The sequence below is a fragment of the Desulfovulcanus sp. genome (assembly GCF_982781345.1).
In genome coordinates, this window is sequence record NZ_CEYAEZ010000008.1 from 21,170 (window position 1) to 45,701 (window position 24,532).

Annotated in this window: 21 protein-coding genes; all 21 read left to right on the forward strand. The window is 41.4% G+C overall.

The window, feature by feature from the left end:
- Positions 1-95 precede the first annotated feature (95 nt).
- The 21 genes from gspD (at position 96) to rlmN (ending at position 24,453) form a co-directional block, all read left to right on the forward strand.
- A complete protein-coding gene (gspD, locus tag AC3WVG_RS02370; RefSeq protein ID WP_488796578.1) occupies positions 96-2,015 on the forward strand; it encodes a type II secretion system secretin GspD in 1,920 nt (639 codons plus the stop codon).
- Between the two features lie 31 nt (positions 2,016-2,046).
- Positions 2,047-3,738 (forward strand): type II secretion system ATPase GspE, encoded by a 1,692-nt coding sequence (gene gspE, locus AC3WVG_RS02375; protein WP_488796579.1) that lies wholly within the window; start codon positions 2,047-2,049, stop codon positions 3,736-3,738.
- A gap of 395 nt (positions 3,739-4,133) precedes the next feature.
- On the forward strand, positions 4,134-5,354 hold the full coding sequence (locus tag AC3WVG_RS02380; RefSeq protein ID WP_488796580.1) for a type II secretion system F family protein: 1,221 nt from the start codon (positions 4,134-4,136) through the stop codon (positions 5,352-5,354).
- A 172-nt stretch (positions 5,355-5,526) separates the two neighbouring features.
- Complete coding sequence (locus AC3WVG_RS02385; protein WP_488796608.1) at positions 5,527-6,909, forward strand: ExeA family protein; 1,383 nt, start codon at positions 5,527-5,529, stop codon at positions 6,907-6,909.
- Between the two features lie 42 nt (positions 6,910-6,951).
- The gene (gene gspG / locus AC3WVG_RS02390) at positions 6,952-7,437 is read left to right on the forward strand and encodes a type II secretion system major pseudopilin GspG (RefSeq protein WP_488796581.1); all 486 of its coding nucleotides are present in this window, start codon (positions 6,952-6,954) and stop codon (positions 7,435-7,437) included.
- Between the two features lie 6 nt (positions 7,438-7,443).
- Complete coding sequence (locus AC3WVG_RS02395) at positions 7,444-7,953, forward strand: GspH/FimT family pseudopilin (RefSeq protein ID WP_488796582.1); 510 nt, start codon at positions 7,444-7,446, stop codon at positions 7,951-7,953.
- An 11-nt stretch (positions 7,954-7,964) separates the two neighbouring features.
- Positions 7,965-8,354: a type IV pilus modification PilV family protein gene (locus AC3WVG_RS02400; protein ID WP_488796609.1), complete on the forward strand. Its 390-nt coding sequence runs from the start codon at positions 7,965-7,967 to the stop codon at positions 8,352-8,354.
- On the forward strand, positions 8,347-9,090 hold the full coding sequence (locus tag AC3WVG_RS02405) for a PilW family protein (protein WP_488796583.1): 744 nt from the start codon (positions 8,347-8,349) through the stop codon (positions 9,088-9,090). Before AC3WVG_RS02400 ends, AC3WVG_RS02405 begins: the two co-directional genes overlap by 8 nt.
- 47 nt (positions 9,091-9,137) lie before the next feature.
- Entirely contained in the window at positions 9,138-10,172 is a 1,035-nt protein-coding gene (gspK, locus tag AC3WVG_RS02410; RefSeq protein WP_488796584.1) for a type II secretion system minor pseudopilin GspK, read from the forward strand.
- Complete coding sequence (locus AC3WVG_RS02415) at positions 10,172-11,659, forward strand: PilN domain-containing protein (protein WP_488796585.1); 1,488 nt, start codon at positions 10,172-10,174, stop codon at positions 11,657-11,659. The genes gspK and AC3WVG_RS02415 overlap by 1 nt, the downstream gene beginning before the upstream one ends.
- Positions 11,660-11,735: 76 nt before the next feature.
- A complete protein-coding gene (locus tag AC3WVG_RS02420) occupies positions 11,736-12,254 on the forward strand; it encodes a type II secretion system protein M (protein WP_488796586.1) in 519 nt (172 codons plus the stop codon).
- Positions 12,255-12,311: 57 nt separating this feature from the next.
- Entirely contained in the window at positions 12,312-13,172 is an 861-nt protein-coding gene (gene gspN / locus AC3WVG_RS02425; RefSeq protein ID WP_488796587.1) for a type II secretion system protein GspN, read from the forward strand.
- 129 nt (positions 13,173-13,301) lie between these two features.
- Positions 13,302-14,297, forward strand: a complete 996-nt coding sequence (locus AC3WVG_RS02430; protein WP_488796588.1) for an NAD(P)H-dependent glycerol-3-phosphate dehydrogenase — start codon at positions 13,302-13,304, stop codon at positions 14,295-14,297.
- 77 nt (positions 14,298-14,374) lie between these two features.
- Complete coding sequence (locus tag AC3WVG_RS02435; RefSeq protein ID WP_488796589.1) at positions 14,375-15,355, forward strand: ABC transporter permease; 981 nt, start codon at positions 14,375-14,377, stop codon at positions 15,353-15,355.
- Positions 15,356-15,359: 4 nt separating this feature from the next.
- On the forward strand, positions 15,360-16,175 hold the full coding sequence (locus AC3WVG_RS02440) for an ABC transporter permease (protein ID WP_488796590.1): 816 nt from the start codon (positions 15,360-15,362) through the stop codon (positions 16,173-16,175).
- Between the two features lie 25 nt (positions 16,176-16,200).
- Positions 16,201-17,898, forward strand: a complete 1,698-nt coding sequence (locus AC3WVG_RS02445) for a CgeB family protein (protein ID WP_488796591.1) — start codon at positions 16,201-16,203, stop codon at positions 17,896-17,898.
- A 526-nt stretch (positions 17,899-18,424) separates the two neighbouring features.
- Positions 18,425-20,029, forward strand: a complete 1,605-nt coding sequence (locus AC3WVG_RS02450; protein ID WP_488796592.1) for a DNA repair protein RecN — start codon at positions 18,425-18,427, stop codon at positions 20,027-20,029.
- A gap of 3 nt (positions 20,030-20,032) precedes the next feature.
- On the forward strand, positions 20,033-20,794 hold the full coding sequence (locus tag AC3WVG_RS02455; RefSeq protein WP_488796593.1) for an iron-sulfur cluster-binding protein: 762 nt from the start codon (positions 20,033-20,035) through the stop codon (positions 20,792-20,794).
- Positions 20,795-20,806: 12 nt separating this feature from the next.
- Positions 20,807-21,742 (forward strand): dihydroorotate dehydrogenase, encoded by a 936-nt coding sequence (locus tag AC3WVG_RS02460; RefSeq protein ID WP_488796594.1) that lies wholly within the window; start codon positions 20,807-20,809, stop codon positions 21,740-21,742.
- A 179-nt stretch (positions 21,743-21,921) separates the two neighbouring features.
- Positions 21,922-23,247: an HD domain-containing protein gene (locus tag AC3WVG_RS02465; RefSeq protein WP_488796595.1), complete on the forward strand. Its 1,326-nt coding sequence runs from the start codon at positions 21,922-21,924 to the stop codon at positions 23,245-23,247.
- Between the two features lie 153 nt (positions 23,248-23,400).
- Positions 23,401-24,453: a dual-specificity RNA methyltransferase RlmN gene (rlmN, locus tag AC3WVG_RS02470; RefSeq protein ID WP_488796596.1), complete on the forward strand. Its 1,053-nt coding sequence runs from the start codon at positions 23,401-23,403 to the stop codon at positions 24,451-24,453.
- The last annotated feature ends 79 nt before the right edge of the window (positions 24,454-24,532 follow it).

Below are 24,532 nucleotides of genomic sequence, written 5' to 3' on the forward strand. Positions count from 1 at the left end.
TAACAGACAGTCAATCTGCAGGCTGATAAGTCTGCGGTAAAAAAATTTGGTCTATTTACGCCGAAACAACTACAGAGGGAATGGAAATGCTACATATGAGAATATTTATATATTTTTTATTGTTTTTGTTATCAATGCCAGTACCTACTTTTGCAGATAACGCCGCCAAGCAAATAACCATGGACTTTGATGACGTTGATATTAGGGTCTTTATCAAATTCATCAGTGAATTAACAGGAAAAAACTTTATAATTGACAACAAAGTTAAAGGTAAGGTCACTGTTTTATCGCCTAAAAGCATTACACTCAATGAAGCTTACAAGGTATTTGAATCTGTCCTGGAAGTAAATGGTTTTACTACTGTCCCTTCTGGAGATGTGATTAAAATTGTCCCCACTATTTCTGCTCGCCAGAAAAATATTCAGACATACAAATCAAGCAACGGAGTACCTGGCTCAGAGGATAAATTAGTTACACAAATTATACCGCTGGAATATGCTTCAGCTCATGAAGTGCGCAAAATACTTATTCCCATGGTTTCCAAGCAGGGCTTATTGGTTGCGTACTCCCCCACGGAAACACTTATCTTGGCCGATTATGCCTCTAATATCCGCAGGTTGCTACGAATTATTAAAGAAATTGACGCGCCGGGTGTAGATGTGCACATGGAATTAGTTCATTTGGAATATGCATCAGCGACCAAAATCTGCAATCATATTAACAAACTCTTGCATACTAAAAAAAGAATAACCAAAAATGGCGCTGCCACTCCTGCCCTGGCTCTAGCCGATGAAAGACTAAATGCAGTCATTCTCCTGGCTGACAAAAAAGATTTACAAAAAATCAAAGAGCTAATTACAAAAATTGATAGACCTACCCCAAAAGGAAAAAGTAAAGTGCAGGTAGTCCATCTCGAAAATGCCGAGGCGGAAAAATTAGCCAAAGTACTGTCGGGTTTGGCAGGAGCAAAAAGCAAGACTCAAAACGAACCGATTATTTCTAAAAATATAAAAATCGTGGCTGACAAAGCAACCAATAGCCTGGTCATTACTGCTGAACCTGAAGAGTTTGCAGTACTTGAACCAATTATTTCTCAACTGGATGCCCCGCGTAAACAGGTTTTTATAGAGGCTGCGATCATGGAAATTTCAGAATCAAAAATTAAGTCACTGGGAGTGAATTGGAACCTGGCCGGACAAAAAAATATTTTTCATATGGATAAAGATACTGTTGGGTTTGTAGGCTCCAATCCGGGCGGGCCACCAAACTTGCTTAGTACGGATACCCTCACGCCTCCTCCCGGTCTTTCCCTGGGGCTCATTTCATTTCCCTTCACCTTTAACGGCATTACAGTCTATAATTTAGCCACCTTACTTAATTTGGCTAAAAACGATTCCAGCTTTAACATTATTTCATATCCCCAGATCATGACTATGGAGAATGAAGAAGCTAAAATTATTGTTGCTGACAATATACCTTTTACCACGAGAATAGATCAAGGTACTTCCAGTACTGACCGGGCCATTCAAAACATCGAATACAAGGATGTGGGAGTCACCCTTAAAGTTACGCCTCAGATAAATGATAAGGGCTCAGTCAAACTGAAAATTTTTCAGGAAGTCAGCCGTATCGTGAACCAGGTTGTATCGGACGAAGCGCAGGGAGTCGTGGCCATAGCACCTACTACCAAAAAAAGAACCGCCGAAACAACCGTTGAAGTGAGAAACGGCGAAACCATCGTCATTGCAGGGCTTCTGGAGAAAGGAAAGGAAGACACCACTCAAGGAGTGCCAGGCCTTAGTGACATCCCTGTTCTGGGTTGGTTGTTCAAATCAAACACGAAAAAAAATAATAGAACAAACTTAATGGTCTTTATTACCCCTTACGTGCTGGCCAACCCAAATGATGCCCGAAAAATATACCTGAGCAAGGCAGAGCTCCTGGACAACCTTCGTTTTGGTCCTAGCGGCAAGGCCGAGCCAATCATAAAACCTTTTATTTGGGCAGAATATTAACTTAAGTCGAGACCAGGCGAGACACAAGAGCATGCGCACATCACTTACATCATTCCTTATTGACCACGGTCTGATTTCTGAAGAGGAAGTCAAACCTCTTGTTCAGGAAATCAGAGATAAAAACAGGAGCATGCTAGGCTACCTTTTACAAACCAAGAAGATAAGAGAAGAAGAACTATTACCGTTATTGGCCAAAGAATTAGGCCTAGTATTTATAAATAAGATTTCGGAAGAAGAGATTGATGCAGAGCTTGTTCAAAAACTACCGCTTCACTATCTAAAGAAGCATTGTTTTGTTCCATTGCGTCTTCAGGAAAATCATCTTGTCCTGGCAGCTAATCTTCCCTTTTTGGATGGTTTGCTTGCGGATTTAAAAATTATTTTTCAACCAGATTCAATTGAATTCCAGCTCTGCCCCAAAAACGAAATAATCACGACCATAAATCGCGTCTTTGGGCAAATCGAAGCAGAACCAGATGAAATCATTGACGATTTAAACAGTGAAAGTGAAGACTTTTTATCCGAGCTAGAACAGGGCAGCATCGACTTATTGGACGAAGCAGACGATTCTCCGATCATAAAGCTAGTCAACCACATCATCACCCAGGCTGTACGCGGCCAGGCCAGCGATATACATATTGAGCCATATGAACACAACTTAAAAGTCCGTTTCCGTCTGGATGGAATTTTATATGATTTTCTCTCATTGCCCCGCAAAATCCATCCGCATATGGTCTCGCGGGTGAAGATAATGGCCGGGCTAAACATTGCTGAAAAGAGATTACCTCAAGACGGTAGAATTGAAATTAAAATAGGCAACAGGCAGGTAGACCTGCGCGTATCCAGTCTACCTACTTCATACGGAGAAAGAATCGTTCTAAGACTCCTGGAAAAAGGAGCTCGACTTTTGGCTCTAAACGACATTGGCTTGAACGAGCATAACTTAACCCAACTTAAGCAATTACTAACGTTATCACATGGTATTATTCTGGTTACCGGTCCAACTGGCAGCGGTAAAACTACAACCTTATATTCTGCTTTAAATCACATAAACTCCCCCGAAAAAAATATCCTGACAATTGAAGATCCCATAGAGTACCGATTGGAAGGCATCGGACAAATGCAGGTTAACCCCAAAATCGGGCTTACCTTTTCCTCGGGCCTCCGCTCTATGGTGAGACAAGATCCCGACGTGATTTTGGTAGGCGAAATAAGAGATCTGGAAACTGCAGAAATTGCAATCCAAGCTGCTCTGACCGGCCATCTGGTCTTCTCCACTTTGCATACCAATGATGCGCCAAGTGCCATTACCCGACTTATTGACATGGGCATCGAACCGTTTCTGGTTTCCACAGCCGTACGGGCAATTATTGCACAACGCCTGGTTCGCATTTTATGCCCTCATTGCAAGCAACAATATCGTCCATCGGCCATAGAGGCCCAACAGTTGGGGTTAAATGATAAGGAGAAGGAAATAACAATTGGTCAAGCCAAAGGATGTGAACATTGTCTTAATACTGGCTATAAAGGTCGTACAGGGATTTTTGAACTTATAGTCATAAATAATGAACTCCAGAGTCTGATTTTAAAATCATCTGATGCCAACGTAATTAGAAATAAAGCAATTCAGGGAGGAATGAAAACCCTGCGCCAGGATGGTATTGAAAAAGTTCTCAAAGGACTAACCACCGTAAGTGAAGTTTTACGCGTAGCGCAACTTTAGGGCATGTGGCCAAACCCCATTTTAACCGCTGATTGAAAGTCTTGGTTTCTGAAATGCATTACAAACGGCTTGGGTAACCCATCTTGACGAAGCTTGCGGAAGAACAGAGCATCGAGATGAATGGGCTAAATACTTTGCGATATTGACCATAACTCTTGGCAATAAAAAGAATATTTGTTTACCCAAAGTATCCCATTATGCTCTGTCCGCAAACAAATTTTAGATGGGTCCAAGTCTTTGTACCAGCATGAAAGAAACCAAGACTGAAATAAACCTTGGAAATTAAGTTGATAAATAAGTTGATAAAAAGGTTTGGCCATAGGCTCTTTAGGGGTGTTATTAATTTAATAGTTTATGCCAGCTGGTTGATGCTAAAAGCTAACTAAGGTGTCAAAATGCCTGTTTATGAATATAAAGGCTATGACCTGCGTGGGAAAAGCAAAAAAGGAGTCATTGATGCTCCAGGCAAAAACGCAGCTAAAACCAGGTTGCGCAAGCAGGGGATATTCATTTCTTCCATATCTCTTATTAAAACCCCAAAAAAAGAACAAAAAATCTCCGGCCTAAATCTCTTCAAACCCCGCATAAGCCGGACCGAACTAGCAATATTTCAACGCCAATTAGCAACCCTTTTGAACGCTGGCCTCCCTTTGCTCAACGCCCTGACCCTAGTAATTGGTCAAATGAAAGATTCTGCCCTAAAAAAAATGCTCGTCCAGATAAAAGAACGAATCAATGAAGGAGCAAGCCTGTCAGCTGCCATGGAGGAACAAAGTCATGTCTTTGATCAAACTATCACTTCTATGGTCAGGGCCGGAGAAAATTCAGGCACATTAGAACTTGTTTTAGAAAGATTAGCAGACATGGCAGAACAACAGCTTGCCCTGAGCCGTAAAGTACAATCCGCCCTTGCCTATCCACTTCTCTTGCTCGTAGCAGGTATAAGTGTAATCTTTTTTTTAATGGGTTATGTTGTTCCCAAAATCACAAAAATCTTTTTTAATCTTGAACAGGCATTGCCCCTGCCCACGACCATTTTGATAACTGTAAGTCACTTGTTCCAATACTACTGGTGGGTTATACTCATGTTCATCATCTTATCACCTGGTGCTGTTTATAAATTCAGTCAGACGGACAAAGGTAAAAGAATTGTTGACCAGTTAAAATTAAAAACGCCTCTTTTAGGAACTCTATATAACAAAATGGCTATAGCAAGATTTACACGCACGTTAGGTACTCTCCTCAATAACCATGTCCCTTTGACTACAGCTTTGCACATTGTCCGCAATGCAATCAACAATGTTGTATTTACCGAAGCGGTGGACTTAATGCAGCAAAAAATTAGCCAGGGAGAAAACATGGCAGACGCCCTTCATGAGAGCCGAATATTTCCTTCTCCTGTTGTTCAGATGGCCTCCGCAGGTGAACAAAGCGGTAAACTTGGAGACATGCTTCTCAAGGTGGCGGAAACTTACGAAAATGAAATCGGTTCCAGGCTTGTAGTCATCACGTCCTTATTAGAGCCTATTATGATTTTGTTCCTGGGAGGCTTGGTTGGCTTTGTTGTTCTGGCGGTGTTATTACCCATTTTTGAAATGAGTCATCTGGTAAAATAAAAAATTGTAACGGAGTCAAGTGCTGTATATTTGAAATATCTTCTCAGCTACCATAATATATTTTTTTTAATTCCTCATTCAACATTTAACATTTTCATTTTCCATAACGACAGAAGCTTACAATGTGTACTTTTTGAGGATACAAGAGACCAAGAATCCTTATATTTCAACCATGAACTATCGACATCCATTCCATAACGCTCCTGATCCATACTTATTCTTTCCATCTAAAGAACACCAGGCAGCACTGAACCTATTACTTAAATTTCTTAGAGCAAAAAAAGGTCTTTTTTTATTAATGGGAAAAATAGGCACAGGGAAAACAACTTTGTGCCGATATATTCAAGCAAATTATGCTCAGGAGTTTGCAATCGGTTTAATAGGAAATCCTTTTTTAACCCCAAAACAGTTTGAACAAAAAGTGCTTCAGGAATTTAACCTAACTGCTTCCAGCAATAATGATTTTTTGACTCTACTACATAACAAACTCCTAAAGTTACATAACAACAAAAAAAACCCTGTGCTTTTCTTGGATGAAGGCCATCTTTTAGGCCCTGAACTATTTGAATTTATCCTTATTCTATCTAATCTTCAGGCTGACAATGTCCACCTTTTACAAATCGTGATTGCAGGCCAACCAGAGTTGGAAAACACTCTCAGACAACCTCGTTTTGCTTCCCTATATCAACGCATTGGTGGACGAATATTTTTATCCGGTTTAAGCGCCAAGGATACTCGAAACTACATCCAATATCGGCTGACTAAATCCGGGTTAGCTGACAAGATCCAAATTTCTTTCCGGGCATCCAGAAAGATATGGCTCTGGACAAGGGGAATTCCCCGTCAGGTAAACAAAGTTTGCGACCTTTGTCTTGACTATCTTTATAGTCATAAACAACAAAAAATCACCCCGTCCACTTTAAAAAAGGCTGTGCTGCAAAATAAACACTCGACATTTTACCCTCCAACTCCTACAATCAAAATTTATCTATTCGCATTTTTTATTCTTGGGTTTATCTCTTTGGCTTCTCCAAAACAAATTTCTAAATTAACATTATATGGATTTAGAGAACAGTTTACTCTGAACACTATTGCATCAACTTTTGATAATTCCAGCTTCAAAAGCAAACTGCACACAACTCAACGCCAAAACCTTGCTGACCAAGATGACAGCAATTCAACGCAAAATCAATTAGTCATAGCCTTGAATTCATTACGCCAAGAGATTAAACGCTTAAATACGGTTTACACTAATCAAACCAAAACAGAAATTAAGCATGAAAACAATATGCCACCTGGACCGGAAACACAAGACAATAACATTTCCCAGACCCAAAATCTGATCTGTCAAACCAGAGTAGCCACGGATCTTAATTTAAGCGCTATAGTCTGGGATATTGAACCTGAACAACGATGTGCTGTAATAAATGAAAAAATCCTCCGCCAAGGTGAAGAGGTATCAGGGTATAAATTAATATCTATTGAAAAGAACTATGTCCGGCTTGTTAAAGATGATTTAACTTATACACTGAAGATAAAAAGTGACTTAAAATGAGAATAAATGAAAGCTATAGGACTAAAAAGTCAGGAGGCGGATATGAAGACAAAAAATAAATTAATGCGCACACAAGCAAGATATCTATCAGAAACTGCTCAAAAGCAGCGACAAAAAGGCTTCACCTTAATTGAAATTCTAGTGGTCATTATTATCCTCGGTGTCTTGGCCGGTTTAATTGTGCCAAGACTAATGGACGAACCGGACAAGGCCAGGATTGTCAAAGCTAAACTTCAGATGGGCGAGTTAGTGACGGCCCTGAAAAAATTTAAACTAGACAATGGATTTTATCCGTCGACAGAACAGGGTTTACAAGCGCTAGTGGAAAAACCAACTGTTGGTCAAGAACCTAAAAATTATCCCCCCAATGGTTATTTACCCAAAATCCCCAAAGACCCATGGGGCAACGACTATATTTATATCTGCCCAGGAGAACATGATGATTTTGATATTATCAGCCTTGGAGCTGACGGTGCTGAAGGCGGAGACGGACATAACAAAGACATAGGCAGTTGGGAACTGGATTAATGTTGAATGAAGATTTCAGACACTAACACACTAAAAGGCTTCACCCTGATCGAACTTGTGGTGGTCATTCTGATTTTGTCCATTGGACTGGGTTTTTTGGCTCCCAAAATTAGCTCCGGATTATTTGTCAATGAAAAGAAAAGTTTCTTACGCAAGTTGCACGGAGCGCTTCAAGAGGCCAGGAACCAAGCCATGCTTTCCGGCGGCCCGGTTTCCCTGACTTTTCAGCTCAAAACAGGGGTAGGCAGGGAATATTTCTGGCTGAACACTCACAACCAGGACACCAACCCCAAAAGAGAGCCTCAAAAAATTAGCGTCCCTGAACACCTTGATATAGTAAGTATTATCACACCAAAAGGGGTGCCTGAAACTTCTGGACCGGTAAAGTTTATTTTTCTGCCAAATGGACTTAACTTAAGCGGCATAATCAATTTTAAGGATGACGAAAATTATTTTCACATAATTATCAAACCATTCGCACGCATGGAAGTTGCATCGGGAAAAGTGACACAGTGAAAAAGTTCAATGTGAAACACCTTTACCCATTCAACACTCAACATTTGACATCCACCATTCCCTCTGGTTTTACCCTGATGGAGGTGCTCATATCTCTGGCCATTTTAAGTATCGCGTTAGTTGCAGTTTTAAAGGCCAATATTTCAATAGAAGACACAAACCAAGCTGCAGAAGAAGAAATCATGGCAAACCTTCTTGCTCAGAATATAATGGCTCATATTCAGACTTTTGGAATAAAAAAATATGATCAGTTTCCAATGGAAATAGAAAAGAAAGGCTTAGAATATGACATACAAGTTGATGCCACAAACATTGAAAACCTCTGGAGACTAAAAGTAACAATCTACAAACAGGATGCTACTGTAAACCAATTGGAGGCATTTTTCTGGAGCGATGATTGATATATTTCAGAAAAATAACATCGAACGCCGAACTAACAAAAGGCTAAGAGCTAAGGACTATATCGGATCTAGAACGTCAAACGTCAAACGTCAAAATGGTTTTACCTTACTGGAAATTCTAATTTCTCTTTCCATTGCTGGGATAATTTTTTTTACTGTCTTTGCTGTATATAGCAATACTTTAACTTTAACAGAAAATTTTAATACATATTTTAAAATAAATCAGATGGCTCAAACCATCATGGATATAACTTATCAGGATATCCAATCTGCTTATTATAAAAAAGCAGATAACAGTACAAAAGAAAATTTCAAGTTTACTACTACCTCTACCTTAGAAACTATAGACGACAACAAAGATAGCCGATTGGTATTGTCTATGGCAACAACCAATGATTTGACTTTCGATAATATCTTTCCATGCATGACAATCAATCAAGTGCAGTACTTTTTAAAAAAAAATAATGAGTTATTTTCTCTGATAAGAAAACAAAAGAGCTCTCAGCAAACAAAATGGCATGTTCTGGAAATAGCAGACAATATTCAAGAATTCTCACTTCTCTTTTTAAATAAAGAGGGACAGGAATTTGAGGATTGGGACAGTGAAAATAATGAATTTTATGGTTCTGTTCTGCCTTGTTTAGTCAAATTAACCTTGCGAATAAAGGAAGAGAATAACTTTAGCAGAAAATTTGTTTATTTTATCCCTGTGGAAGGATGGTCAGTTCATCAGTGACGACCGAATAAGGTTTGAAGTTGGTGAATGGGGTTAGGAGTTGGAAATTGGGAATTAGAAAAAAAGTCGAACAAGAAAACGGCAGTGTCCTAATCCTGACTTTATTGATTATTACCATTTTAGTGACCATCGTCCTGCAAACACAGAGCAAAAATCGAGTTTATTTAACATCAACAATCTATATGGCCAGAAAAGAAAAGTGTCGTGTTCTTGCCCGTTCTGGCCTTGCTCTGGCAAAGGCATTACTTACTTATGATCGAGCACAAGATAATGAGTCCGATCACCCGGGTGAAATATGGGCTCATCCTGATGAGCAGGATGAGTTAGACCTGCCAGCGCCGGAAAAAGGACAGATCCTTTTACAAATCGCTGATGAACAGGCCAAGTTCCCCATAAATTTTCTAATTGATTCACGTGGAAGATGGCGAGAAGAATATCGCAAAGCTTTTTTCAATCTCTTGGTCGGGCCGGCCTTTCAACTGGATCCAGAAAAGGCGCATAATATAATCATCGCCATCAAAGACTGGTTGGACAGCGATGAGTTGCCAGAATCAGAAGCAGGGTTTGAACAGGATTACTATGACCAAAATAAAAAAAATATCCGGGTCAGAAATGGCCCCATCCAAACTTTATCTGAATTAAGACATATAGCGGGCATCAGTGACAGTTTATATTTTGGGGACAGTGGTCGTCCCGGATTAAAAGAGCTTGTAACTATTTTTAGTGACGGGAAGGTAAATATCAACACAGCGCCACGGTATATTTTAGCCTCTTTAATTAAACAAGGGGACACGGGTGTGCCAGGTGAAAATGCCCTGGATTTTGCTCAGGAAATGATTGAATACCGCCAGGACAGAATGCACTTTGATGAATTATCATCATCGGAGTGGTATAATAATTTGCCTGGAGCTTTAGGTATTCATTTTTATAGTTTTATAACCATTAAATCCAGATACTTTTCTGTATTAAGTACAGGCAAATTTGGTCAAACAGAAGTAAAAGTACAGGCCATTTTAAAGTTAAAAACACAACAAAATAAAAAGAAGATAAAATTTATTCCTCTTTTTGTAGAGTATTCATAATGTTATCAAAAATTTTAACCTTGCACATATCAAATTCCTATTTAAACTTTCTTTTTGTAGAAAAAAAATGGGGGCAAATAACAGATGTAAATTGCTGGCAAAAAGAATTGTCAGGTATTAAATCAAAATCGGAATTAGCCAAAAGTATCAAATTGGAACTTGAAGAAAAAAAGTTAATTTACGACTGTCTCTTGCTGTCGATTTTACCAGAAAATTATTTTCTCAGGAAGTTGACCTTTCCATTTTCTGACAAAAACAAAATTTCCGAGATTCTACCACAAGAGCTTGAGGATAGCCTTCCTTTTCCACTGGATGAATTCTATTATGATTTTATACCTACCACAAAAGATGCGGCTCAAAACCAACAAATATTATGCCTGGGCATAAAAAAACAGGAAATAGATGAGCTGGTCCAATCCCTTGAAGATGTTAATATATATCCTTTTCTCATAGACTTGCCCTACTCTTCTCTCTTATCCCTCTGCAGTAATATAGCAGAACCCAGGCCAAAAAGATACATGCTCCTTCACTTTGAACCAGAATGCGCTTTTTTGCTATGCATAGAAAATAATAAACTTATAGAAGGACATGAGTTTAAATGGAAGCTACATAAAAACAGCTCGCCAAGCGACATATCAAACACAAATTATAGTAGCAATCATGATCATCTTATCGACAAAATAAAAATATCTTTACTCAAAGCAGACAACGACTCAATAGATTTTGTCATAGAACAAATTATAATTTCAGGTCCATACCCGGAAAATCTACCTGAATCTATTGAAAAAAAACTCGGCATTCCTGTACAAGAAATTTATAAGTTAAAATTTTATTCTAAGTTATTTCAAATCATTAGCAAAAAAGATATCCCGAAATTTTGCCCAAATCTGGGCTTATTCCTTGGTTTTGGACAAAAAGCGAAAACTTTAAATTTTATTCAAAATAAATCACGATATAAACATTATTACAAATATAAAGACAACATCAAAACAATAATAATATCACTATTTATACTACTTGCTAGCATTTCCTTTAGTTATATATCTCATATTTATGTTAAGAAAAAAAGATTAAACCAAATTTACAATAAAATGAATGAAGTGATTTCAAGAAACTTTAAAGATATTCAAGGTCAATTAACTCCCATACAATATATCAGTTTATTTAAGTCAAAAATTCAACAATTAAACACAAACGATAAAAGTTTATTTACCTCTAAAGTAAAAATGATAGAAATCTTAAATTTAATAAGCTCTCAGATACCAAAAACATTAACTGTACAATTTAAAAATTTTACAGCAGACCATCAACATATCAGGATTCAGGGAATAACTGACTCTTTTTTTACCGTAGACAAAATAAAAAAATCCCTTGAAAGTATAGATTTATTTCAAAAGGTGGAGATTAAAGGAGCTAAAACAGATCCAAATGGACAGGTTGCATTCGCTTTACACATCGATCTTTCATGTGATACAAAAGATTCTTAAAATAGAAAAAGAAAAGTCGCGAAGCCAGAAAGGCTAAATGCTCAGAACCTAAATTATAAAACCAAACTATCTAATAATGATAAGTAACACACAGAGAAAAATTGTAATTTTACTCTTTGCGGGAATAATAGTTGTTTTGGCCATATGGCAATGGGCTATAATACCACTCGTCAACTACCAAAAAAGACTGGATCAAACCATTGCCATCAATACAACCCGACTGGAGAAACTTTTAAAGTTGGAAGGCCAATTAAAAAAAATTTTAGAAACAAATTTAAAGGCTCCACTAGGCCAAGGCAACCTCCCTCGTAACTTTACCCTTTTTTCCTATTTAGATCGCCTGGCCACTCAGAACCAAGTCAAAAAAAATGTCGATTTCCTGCGTCCATCGACCAAAAACATCAATGACAGTGTGACCATGGAAATTGTTGACCTCCGCTTAAAAAAAGTCAGACTCGGAAAGTTAATACCGTTCCTTACCCAAATCGAATCATCGCCCCACGGCATCAGTATAGATCGACTGATAATCCGCACTGAAAAAAAACCCGGTCTCCTGGATGTTGATGTATCATGTTCAATCCTAAAAGAGGATTAACGAAAATAAAGGCAACACTGCAAAACCAACAGGCCTTTTTGTAGCAGGTTCATATTTATGTCAAAATCAAAGCTTATTCTCCTCTATTCAGTACTTGCTCTACTCACCGTAACCGCCACTATTATTTTTACTTTTCCGTTCAAAGGTCTGGAACAGAGACTTTCCCAACATTTAAGCCGTACACTCAATCTAGAGGTAGGCTTAACATCCCTTGCTCCAACTGCTTTCTTAGGACTAAAAGCTCAAAGTTTAGTTGTCAAAACTCCAAAATTCCCTCCTCTAACCTTATCAAACCCGAACCTTAAATTAAATCCATCGAGCCTCTTTTTAGGCAACCCGGAATTCAATATTTATACCCAACTGTGGGATGGAAAAATATTCATTAACGCTATTTTTGATTCAATAAAAAACTGGAAAATTGGTGAGCTAAAAGTAGAATTAAAAGACATTCACCTCTCTAATTCCATCGCTTACCTCAAAGATGTATATATTAATTCGATTGACGGGAGTTTAGACAGCACTATTAATCTCCAATACCCTAAAAATTTTAGCCTGCCTCGGTTAAACGGCCAGGGCAACATAAAAATAGTTAACTGTAATATAAATTTTGATACCCCCTTATTTAAAAATATTCTTCTGCAGGACATAAAGACAACCATAAAATTTATCATTAAAAACGGGGTGCTAAAGATAAAAGAAGGGCCTGTAAGTTTGGCAGGTATCAACGGAAAAATTAAAGGAAATATTTTTCTAAACAAGAATATTAATTCGAGCAGGATAAATCTAGCCGTCGATCTAAAAATTGGTTCAAATCTGAAAAATTTCCCACAATCACTTAAACCCTTGATGTCTAAAAGAAAAAAAATTCGCCTGAATATCCAGGGTACCATTGCCAATCCTAAAGTATCATGGCTTTAGATTTTGCGTTTTTTGCACATAATGTCATAACCTCAATGGCTGGTGTCTTCGACATACTGTAAACACTTGACCTCCTCCATCCCTGACACTAACACTAACTACCAACACTAACCCATAATTGGAGGCCCGATGCCTAAAGTTGCCGTTCTCGGAGGAGGTAGCTGGGGCACTACCCTAGCCAACATGCTCGCTGGAAAAGGACTGACCACCTGGTTGTGGATCAGGGAAGCAAAACTTGTGGAGGAAATCAAAAACCGTGGCGAAAACACCTGGTATCTGCCAGGAATAAAGCTTAGCCCGGGACTACAAGTAAGTGCGGACATGGCTCAGGTGGTAGATGGAGCAGACTACTTTCTGGTGGTCATTCCCTGCCAGTTTATCCGTCAGGTCCTTTCCACTTACAAACACCTTTTCCCGCACAATCCTATTATTATCTGTGCCAGTAAAGGCGTAGAACTAAAGACATTAAAACCCATGTCGCAAGTAATTGAAGATGTGCTTGAGGACAAAAAACCATATTACGCTATCCTTTCTGGCCCTTCTTTTGCGAAAGAGGTTAGTCATAAACTGCCCACGGCTGTAAGCCTTGGCTGTGCAGATAATAATCTGGGACGCAAACTCCAGGAGCTTCTTTCGACGGACTATTTTCGTGTGTATTTTAACGAAGACTATCGCGGAGTAGAATTAGGAGGAGCCATCAAGAATATCATGGCTATTGCCGCGGGTATTTCTGATGGTTTGGGTTTTGGCCATGATGCCCGAGCCGCCCTTATTACCCGGGGATTGGCTGAAATGAGCCGGCTGGGCGTAGCCTTGGGAGCCAAAGAAAGGACCTTCATGGGCCTTTCCGGCATGGGGGATTTGGTCCTCACTTGTACCGGGGACTTAAGCCGCAACCGCCAGGTGGGACTAAAACTAGGCCAGGGCCAAAAGCTCGGCCAGATCCTGGCCGAGACTAGAACCGTTGCTGAAGGTGTCAAAACCACGGAATCAGTTTATTTTTTAAGCAGAAAACTCGGTGTAGAGCTACCCATAACAGAACAAGTTTATGAAGTTTTATTCAAAGACAAAGATCCTAGACAGGCAGTACAGGAACTAATGAGCCGTAAGCTGAAAGCGGAATGATGATTAATGTTGAATGTTGAATGATGAATGTTGAATTAAAGAAACCGGAATGATGTTAATAAAAAGAAATGAGTGGGATGAAACTGATCATAACTAAACTCCTCTGGCTGGTACTAATCTTTTTCGGTATTACGGTCATCAGTTTCTGGGTTATTCACCTGGCCCCCGGTTCACCTACTGACCTGCAGACCACTTTAAATCCCATGGCCGGAGCCGGTGCCAGGGCAAGACTGGAAAAAATTTATGGTCTGGATAAACCACTTCATATCCAGTACTTCAACTGGCTAAAACGCATTGTCAGGTTTGATTTTGGCCAGTCTTTAAGCGGAGATCATCGCCCGGTATGGGACAAGATTAAAGAACGCCTACCCCTGACTTTGTCCCTTAATCTCATTTCCATGTTTTTAATCCTGGTTATAAGTATCCCCATTGGGATTTTCTCGGCTGTATATCAAAATAGCTGGTTTGATCGCCTAATGACCATCCTGGTCTTTATTGGCTTTGCCATACCCGGATTCTGGCTGGCCCTGCTCCTTATGCTATGCTTTGGCATTTACTGGCCCATCTTGCCTATTTCCGGCCTGACCTCACTGGATTTTCCATATCTTTCTTTCTGGGGAAAACTTGTGGACCTGGCCAAACATTTGGCCCTGCCCGTATTTGTGTTCACCATCACCGGGTTAGCTGGCATGTCCAGATTTATGCGTACCTCCATGCTTGAGGTCCTGCGCCAGGATTTTATACTCACGGCCAGGGCAAAAGGTTTGCCCGGCCATGTAGTCATCTTTAAACACGGTCTAAGAAACGCACTTTTGCCGGTTATTACCATTTTAGGTCTCTCTGTCCCAGGGCTTATTGGCGGAAGCGTGATCATTGAGTCCATTTTTGCCCTGCCTGGTTTAGGTCAACTCTTTTATCAAGCAGTTATGGCCAGAGATTACCCTTTAATTATGGGCAATCTGGTTCTGGGAGCCATTTTGACCCTGGCGGGGAATCTCCTGGCTGATATTGGTTATGCCTTAGCAGACCCACGCATTAGATTAGGTTCCAGGGATTAGAAAGGTGAAAAATAGAAATTGGCTGTTTATTCTAGGGATCGTCATCGTAGGCAGCATGAGCTTGATTGCTCTTTTAGCTCCGATTATTGCCCCTTATGATCCTACCAGTTTAAATGTTGATGCCATCTTGGCACCGCCTTCTAGTAAATATCTGCTGGGTACGGACAGCCTGGGTCGGGATGTGTTTTCCCGCCTGGTCTACGGGGCCAGGGTCTCTTTATGGGTTGGTTTTATAGCTGTGGGTATTTCTGTAGGTATAGGCATCTTTTTGGGCCTCCTGGCCGGCTATTTTGGCGGAATTATTGACGAGATAATCATGCGTTTTGTCGATATTATGCTCTGTTTCCCTTCCTTTTTTCTTATCCTGGCGGTGATTGCATTTTTAGAACCCAGCTTAACAAACATAATGATTGTTATCGGCCTGACCTCATGGATGGGAGTAACCAGGCTGGTCAGGGCAGAAACCCTGTCTTTGCGCCAGAGAGAATTTATCCTCGCGGCAAAACTGTGTGGTGCAAGACTATGGCGGATATTATTCGTTCATATCCTGCCTAATGCCCTGGCCCCGGTCCTGGTCTCGGCCACTTTGGGGGCTGCCTCGGCCATTCTCACGGAATCCGCTTTAAGTTTTTTGGGCCTGGGAGTTCAACCGCCTACGCCTAGCTGGGGCAACATGCTCATGGAGGGAAAAGATGTCCTTGAGATTGCTCCCTGGCTATCTATTTTCCCCGGCCTTTGCATCTTATTTACTGTTTTGGGGTATAATTTACTCGGAGAGACTTTACGTGACATTCTGGATCCGCGCCTGAAACAAAAATAGATAGAGAGTTGGAGGGTTAAGTTGGGTGCTTAATACTGTGAACAAATACGAATCTCAGACCAGAAATCACGCATTACGAATTTTAGGCATCCACCTAAGCCTCGCAAGAGCTCTAGAAGAACTCGGAGCTAAAGTCTTAAATCTTAACCCGCCACCAGGTGAACTTCTTGATCTAAGCCTCCATCCCAATGTCCAAGGCTTTAATCCCGACCTGATTATTCAACAGGAAAACCTAGGCCCCAGAACCCTGCTTTTAGGCCTTGAACATTTCCCCTGCCCTAAAATTTTCTGGTCTATTGATACCCACCTGAACTCTTTCTGGCATAAATTCTATGGCCGCAATTTTGATCTTGTCCTGACTACTCAAAAAGGATGGGTAGATAAACTACAAGTTCTGGGCCTGGAGAAGGTCAAATGGCTACCTTGGTTTGGAATAAAAAAAGAATGGAAAGATTTTAGCAAAAAAAAATATGATTTAAGTTTTGTCGGCCGGGTAACTGCCCACAGGCCAGCACGCAAGTGGCTGGTTGAATTTTTGCGCCAAGAGTTCAAGGCACACATAGCCCAGGATATAGAATTTACCCGGATGCTTGATATTTATGGACAAACAAAACTTGCTCCCAACGAGGCCATAGCCGGAGAAGTAAACTTTCGCACTTTTGAGGCAGCCTCCTGCGGCGCCCTGGTCCTAAATCAAGACTTGGGCGACGAAATCACTCCTCTATTTATCCCGGGTAAAGAAACCCTGGTCTTTGAACATGTTTTAGAGCTCCGGGAGCTCATAAAATTTTATTTACGTCATCAAACTCAAGCGGAGACAATAGCCCGCGCCGGGTGGGAAAGAATTCAAAACAACCACTTGGCCATACATCGCGCACAAAAACTTCTGCACTACGCTAAAGGAATAAGTCCCAAAGCACAGTCAGAACAGCAGGCCTTTAAAAATATTGTCCTCTCTCTCTTTTTCCTCTGGCAGAACCAGGCACTGGCTGTAGACAAGAAGGATCTCATTGATTTATTTTTAAAGCTACCCATTGATCCCGAAGTGTTAAGCGGTTTAATCGAGCTTCATGCGCAGGACGAGAAAAAGACAAAATCCTTTTTAATCCCTATTTTAGAGCAAAGGCAATACGATTTTCACTTGGGGCTAAATGTAACCTGTTCCTTTGCTGCCTTAAAACACAATGACTTTTCTCTAGCCTACCAATTCTGGCATAGGTACCTCTTAAGCAATGGACGAAAACTTAAACCTGCCCCCACCCCTTTGCAACTTAGCCTGTTCTGGGCTAAAGAACTCATACGCAAAGGTGAAATCTTTCGCATAGGTCTACGCTTTAATCCCAGGAATATGCTTCCTCGGTCCGCCTTGGAATGCCTGATTTATGCGGAATGCCTGGGTCCACAAAACAAAGAGGTATTAAACGAAATTTTAAATCTTATCCAAAACCAAAAAGGGCAGGAGCCACTTTTGCTCCAGATTCAATCTCATTTAAGCCTCATTGAACCGGAAAACTGGCGTTTGGGGCTTGATTTAGCTTTAACCAACTTAAAAACCTTCCGCATGAGCCAAGGTCTGGAAGAATTGTTATTGGCCTTTGAAACAGCGCAAAAAATGAATAAAGCAGATGTTTTCCTTCGCCGGTTAAAGAAAAAGGATGCAACCGTAAAAAGTTTCTTTGTTCAGCTTTTGCAACAGATTAAAAAGCAGGGTCTCGCCCCGTGAAATAACAGGCGTGCCTGCAAAAAGTAGATTTTTGTAGGCAATTTTGAATGTTGAATTTTAAATGATGAATTTTTTAAAAATTTTATAAAGCATATACTTTTGTGAAAAAAGCATATTTTGAGTCTGTGACCAAACCCCATTTAACCGCTGATTGAAAGTCCTGGTTTCTGAAATGCATTACAAACGGCTTGGGTAACCCAATCTTAACGAAGCTTGCGGAAAAAACAGAACATCGGGATGAAAGGGCTAAATACTTTCGATGTTGACCATAACTATCGATAATAAAAAGAATATCTGTTTACCCAAAATATCCCATTATGCTCTGTCCGCAAGCAAGTTTTAGATGGGTCCAAGTCTTTGTACCAGCATGAAAGAAACCAAGACTGAAATAAACCTTTGAAATTAAGTTAATAAAAAGGTTCGGCCACAGACTCTTATGCATAGCCTGCAAGCAAGCCTTTGTCAGCATTGAAGGAAATGTGCCCGTAAATTAACTCCGAAAATTGAAACAACCTAACCCAATAATATGCTTGAACTTTTACGCATCAAAAACCTAGCCCTTATTGAAGACCTGGAGCTTGAATTTCATCCGGGTTTAAATGTTCTTACTGGCGAGTCTGGAGCAGGCAAATCATTTATCTTAAGAGCCCTGGACTTTATTCTGGGCGAAAAGATCCCCGTGACAATGGTTCGTCCGGAAAAAGACAGGGCGGTTGTCGAAGCCTTGTTTATCCTAAATGATGAAGAAATCCTGCTGCGCCGAGAACTAATTGCTGGTACAGGCCGAAGTAGGTTTTACCTTAACGATAGCTTAAGTTCACAGGAGAAGGTCCTCTCTCTTCGTCCCAGGCTTTTGATCCATACCAGTCAGCACGGTCAGCAAAAGTTGTTAAAACCATCCTTTCACACAAAAATATTAGACTATTTTCTGCCTAAACCGGAGCTGTTAAGCCAAAAAGAAATGGCACTGCGCGCCTTACGCCAGGTGCTGGGCGAAAAAAAGGAGTTGGTGGCCAAGATTTCCCACCTGGCAGCACAAAAGGACTTCCTGGAGTATCAGAGGGAAGAGATTGCCCGTGTAAGCCCGAAGCCTAACGAAGAGGAAGAGCTTCTGGATGAACTCACCAGGCTAAAGTCCAGGACAGACCTTGTCCAAAACATCGACCGCGCTCTCAATATCCTGCACAGCCCGGAAACCAATCTTTTACACAATCTTTACGAGCTGCAAAAAATTATTTCCAGGCTTGCTGAAAATGAAGAATTTGCCCAGCTGGACACAGAAATGGACGGGGTGATTGCCATTTTACAGGATATGGACAGAACCTTAAAGTCTGTTCCCATAGACACAGAGGAAAGCAATGTAGAGGCCATTGAAGCCAGGCTCTTTGAGCTGGCCCGGCTTAAACGCAAATTAAACAAAAGTCTGGACGAAATCCTGGCTCTTGAACAGGAGATTGAACAAAACCTGTCCTTTCTTGATGCCAGCACCTTAAGTCTAAGACAGCTGGAGCGCAAAGAAAAGGAACTGGCTCAAAATTTAAACCGAATCATTGACAGCCTTAATGAGCAAAGAAAAAAAGCAGCAAAAGTCCTTAAGCAGGCCCTTGAAGAAGAATTAAAAAACCTGGGCTTTTCCGAGCACATCCAGATTCAATTTGACCTCTACTCTGAAGAAGTTTATCCACAAATAAATGAATTGAAGGTCAGGCTTTTATGGGTGCCCAATCCCGGCCAACCTCCCCAACCTCTGGACAAAATCGCGTCCGGCGGCGAGCTTTCCCGCTTTTTACTTGCACTGGTGGGTCTGCAATCTGAAAAGAACCTGCCCACCTTGCTTTTTGATGAGGTCGACGCAGGCATTGGAGGAATCACCTTGTCCAGAGTGGGAGAGAAAATAAAAAAACTCTCTCAGGACAGACAGGTAATCTTGATCACACATTGGCCGCAACTAGCCTGCCTGGCGGATAAACACTTTCAGGTACAAAAGAAGATTATAAACGACCAAACATACACCCTGTGTACCGAGCTTGACAACAAAAAGTCTTTACATGAGCTGGCCCGTATGGCTGGCGGTGGAGACAAAGGCCTGGCCCTGGCCCGTAAACTAACAACTTACCGTAAAGAAGTTTAAATTATGAATCACTGTCTTGACCTAAAAATCAAGCACATAGACTTTTCATGTTCACAAGATTTTTGCCACCTTTATCTTGAGCCGCCAGATTGGCAATTTACCCCTGGCCAGTTTGTTATGCTGAGACCAACGGCCTGGGGCAAAGACCCTCTCTGGCCCAGACCGTTTTCCATTTGTGAGCTAACCAGCGACTATTTACACATATTTTTCCAGGTAGTTGGCCGAGGCACAGAGCTTTTGTCGTACCTAACCAAAGGTGACCGGATCACGGTCTGGGGCCCGCTGGGCAAAGGGTTTAGTATTGATCAGAATAAACCTCTGCTTATCATAGCCGGAGGCATGGGCCTTGCCCCTTTTATTGGCCTGACCAGGACCCACAAGCGGCCAGAGCTGATTAATTTTTTGTTTGGCCATCGCCTGAACATTTCCTGCTATCCCTTTGACCTCATACCAGAACAGGTAAAAAAAGAGCATAAGCAGCAGGAATCTGAACAGGATTTAAAATATTTTGAACAATACCTGCGTCTCCGCATCCAGGATTTTGCTTCCAAAGGTACTATTTTGGCCTGCGGCCCCTATCCCTTTTTAAAGGTTGTTCACAGGTTCGCCCTGGAATTTCACGCCAGGGTACAGGTTTCTTTAGAAAACAAAATGGCCTGCGGCATTGGAGCCTGTCTCGGTTGTGTAACCAAAAATAAAAATGATGATTACATTCAAACCTGCACCCTTGGCCCGGTATTTTGGGCTGATGAAATAAAGATATGAGATGCTGTTGAAATGAGCCGGACAAATTCAACAAACCCAATAACTACCGTAAGCCTGGGGAAATTGTGTTTAAAAAACCCCATCCTAACTGCCTCAGGAACCTTTGGTTACGGTCTGGAGTTTGCCCCATACGGAGATCTATCCGCCCTGGGAGGAATAGTGGTCAAAGGGTTATCCTTAAAGCCCAGAAAAGGTAATCCCGTCCCTCGAATTGTGGAAACCCCATGCGGAATGCTCAATGCCATTGGCTTGCAAAACATTGGCGTAGAAAAATTTTTGGCTCATAAATTACCCAAGCTGCCCTGGAAGGAAACAGCCATCATTGCCAATCTTTACGCCCAGACCAAGGAAGAATTTGCCAGGTTGGCTGAAATTTTGGCCCAGGAGGAAGGCATTGCTGCCCTGGAAGTAAATATCTCCTGCCCCAACGTGAAAGAGGGAGGAGTGCTATTTGGCCAGGATCCTGATATGGCTGCCCAGGTCACGGAAGCAGTCAAAAAAAGTGCCTGCAATAAACCTGTCATTGTCAAATTAAGTCCCAACGTTACTGACATCAAAGTCATAGCCAGGGCCGTTGAAAAGGCCGGTGCAGATATTTTGTCTCTAATTAATACCTTAAGCGGAATGGCTGTTAATATTTATACCCAAAAGCCCATGCTGGCTAATGTTATTGGTGGCCTTTCCGGGCCAGCTATTAAACCAGTTGCCCTGAAAATGGTTTATGAAGTGGTAAATTGTACTGATCTGCCAGTTATAGGCATTGGCGGCATTAGCACTGTGGAGGATGTCCTGGAGTTTATCCTGGTCGGGGCCACTGCCATTCAGATAGGCACGGCCAACTTCATGCGACCGGACAAAGCCTTTCAAATCGTCGAAGAATTACCCCGAAAACTCGCTCAGTTAAATATTGGTTCCTGGTCTGAGTGGCGGGGAAAGTTGAAAGTATAGCCGACTATCAACTTGTTGAGTTTCGCTCTCATTGAGATTATAAAGTTTACAATGTGAAACATTGAAGACGGTGACAAATCCATTTATAGTTTTCTTGGAGAGTATCCAATAAACTGCATTCTCATCTTCATAAATATTCCACTGGATGAAATGAATTTGTGGAATTAAAGGAGAAACTTATGCCCCAACCCATAAAAGACGCTGTTTCAATCTGTAAAACAATTATGCGTAATGGCTATGATGCCTATATTATCAATGCCCCCCTGCAGGAAAAAGCTCTGCAGAATACCAACATGATCGTGGATATCTGTACTGACCTGGATTTTGAAGGTTTGAAAAAACTTTTTCCCCACATACACAATACACAAGACGAGTCATTAATCGCCAGTCTTAAGCAAGGGGAAATCATCTTTCACTTCTACCCTGCAGATGTACTGGAAAGTTCTTACACAGAAAGCACCGTGGCCAGGCTCACTCCCAGACTTTTAAAGCAGTTGGCACAAAAAGACGAACTGCCCATGAGCCTGGCCTGTCCCTATGTTCCTACTCCCAAAGACGTATATGACGGTTTTGAAGATTTAAATTCCGGACATATTTGTTTGCAAGGAATTCCCGATGAGGCATTGAAAAGAGATTATCTACGAGCTGTGCGAGCTTTACGCTTTTCTGCCAATTATCATCTGCCTATTGAAGGAAACACTTGGCTGGCCATTGTCAGGGCGGCCAGGAGAGTACTGGATTATGTTTCGGTTTCAGACATAATGGATGAATGGCGCAAGGTGGAAGCAGAGAATATGTGGACCTTTGTCCAACTCTTATTTGAGAGCATGATCCTGCACGGCCTCATCCCGGAGCTGGCAGCCCTGAGTCGTGTCAAACAGATCAAAAATCCCGAAGAAGGCGAGGAAACCGTATGGGAACACACTGTCCAAGTCATGCGTCGCTATCCAGAAGAACTTCCCTATGACTGGTATGGAACATTGGCCTGCCTGTTCCACGACGTTGGCAAGCTCTACACCGGGGAAATCTACGACCAGCAAATGACTTTCTACCAACACCATCAGGTCGGGGCCAAAGTGACCAGGAAAATACTAAAAAGACTCCGTTTTGACCCTGAAGAAATCGACCTTATCTGCCACCTTGTCCGGCATCATATGCGCTTTCATTTTATGCTCACTGATAAAGGTATCCGCAGATTTAAAAGCCTGGATGAGTACCCACGACTCATCGAAATGGTGCGCGCCGATATTAAGGCCAGAAACGGCAGCTACAAAGAATTCAATCACAACATAAAAATGCTCGACCGTGCCGATATCAGTGAGGAAATGCTTGAGCCGTTGCTTAACGGCCATCAGATCATGGAGTATACAGGCATCAAGCCCGGACCATTGGTAGGACTAATTCGCGATGCATTGCTCCAGGCCCAGATAGCCGGCGATGTGACCAATGTGGACGAGGCTATTACCTTTGTTCGCAAGTACAAAGACAAGGAAAAGTTGTCTTAAGTGAGTCATATTTGCTAGTATGCGAAACGTAAGAAGGATGATACAGGAAGGTTGGGAAGTCCCGCCTTTGGCGGGACTTCCCAAGTTGGATAACTTTCCACAACAAGTAAAGTAAGCAGAAGGCAGGAAAGATCAAGCCTCGAACTTCGAACCTTGAAAAATAAGACCAAAAACATCCTGAGTTTAAATTTTGACCAAATCTCCCACTGGCTTATAAACAGGGGGGAAAAGGAATTCAGGGCCAAACAGCTCTGGTACTGGCTTTGGGCCAAAAGGGTAAAAGACTTCTCCCTGATGACCAATTTATCAAAGCCACTGCGAAAAATTCTTGCTCAGAACTTTTGCATTAAATGGCCCGAAATCAGGGACACAAAAGAAAGTAAAGACGGAACAGTCAAATTTCTACTGGCCCTTGAGGACGAAAAGCTAATCGAAACTGTCCTTATCCCGGAAAAGGATCACTACACGCAGTGCCTGTCCTCACAAGTAGGTTGCTCCCTGGCCTGTACCTTTTGCAGCACTGGCCAGATGGGCTTTCAACGCAATATGTACAGCCATGAAATTGCTGCCCAAATCCTGGTGGCCCAAGACTATCTGCAGAAAAAAAACTCCCCCAAGCACTTGACCAATCTGGTCTTTATGGGCATGGGAGAACCCCTTCTCAACTGGAAAGAAGTTAAAGAGGCTCTGCAAATCATAAATCACCCATTGGGTCTCAACTTCTCCAGGCGCAAAACGACCTTGTCCACTGTCGGAATTAAGGGAGTTTTGCAAGAGTTTGGACAATCAAAACTGGCGCTTTTGGCAGTTTCTCTCCACGCCCCGACACAGGAACTAAGGCAAAAAATTATGCCCAAAGCGGCCAGGTGGGATCTGAACGAGTTGGTGTCCGTGCTGGCCGAATATCCCCTGGCCAGGCGAGAGAGGATCACTATTGAATATGTCTTGCTGGGCGGAGTAAATGACACGCCAGAGCATGCAAGGCAACTGGTTCGATTGCTTTCAAGAGTTAAATGCAAAATCAATCTCATAGCATACAATCCCGGCCCGGATTCAAAATACAGGGCTCCTGAAAAGAAAGATATCTTAAAATTTGAGCAAATTCTCTGGTCCAAGGGCATGACCGCTATATTACGCAAAAGCAAAGGACAAGATATAAGCGCTGCGTGTGGACAATTGATTGTAAGAACAAAGTTAAATAGTTGAGTGGTTAAGGTTAAGTAAGTAATAGTTACAATTAGATCCAATACCAGCAGTCAACCAATAAATCACTCCGCCACTCAAC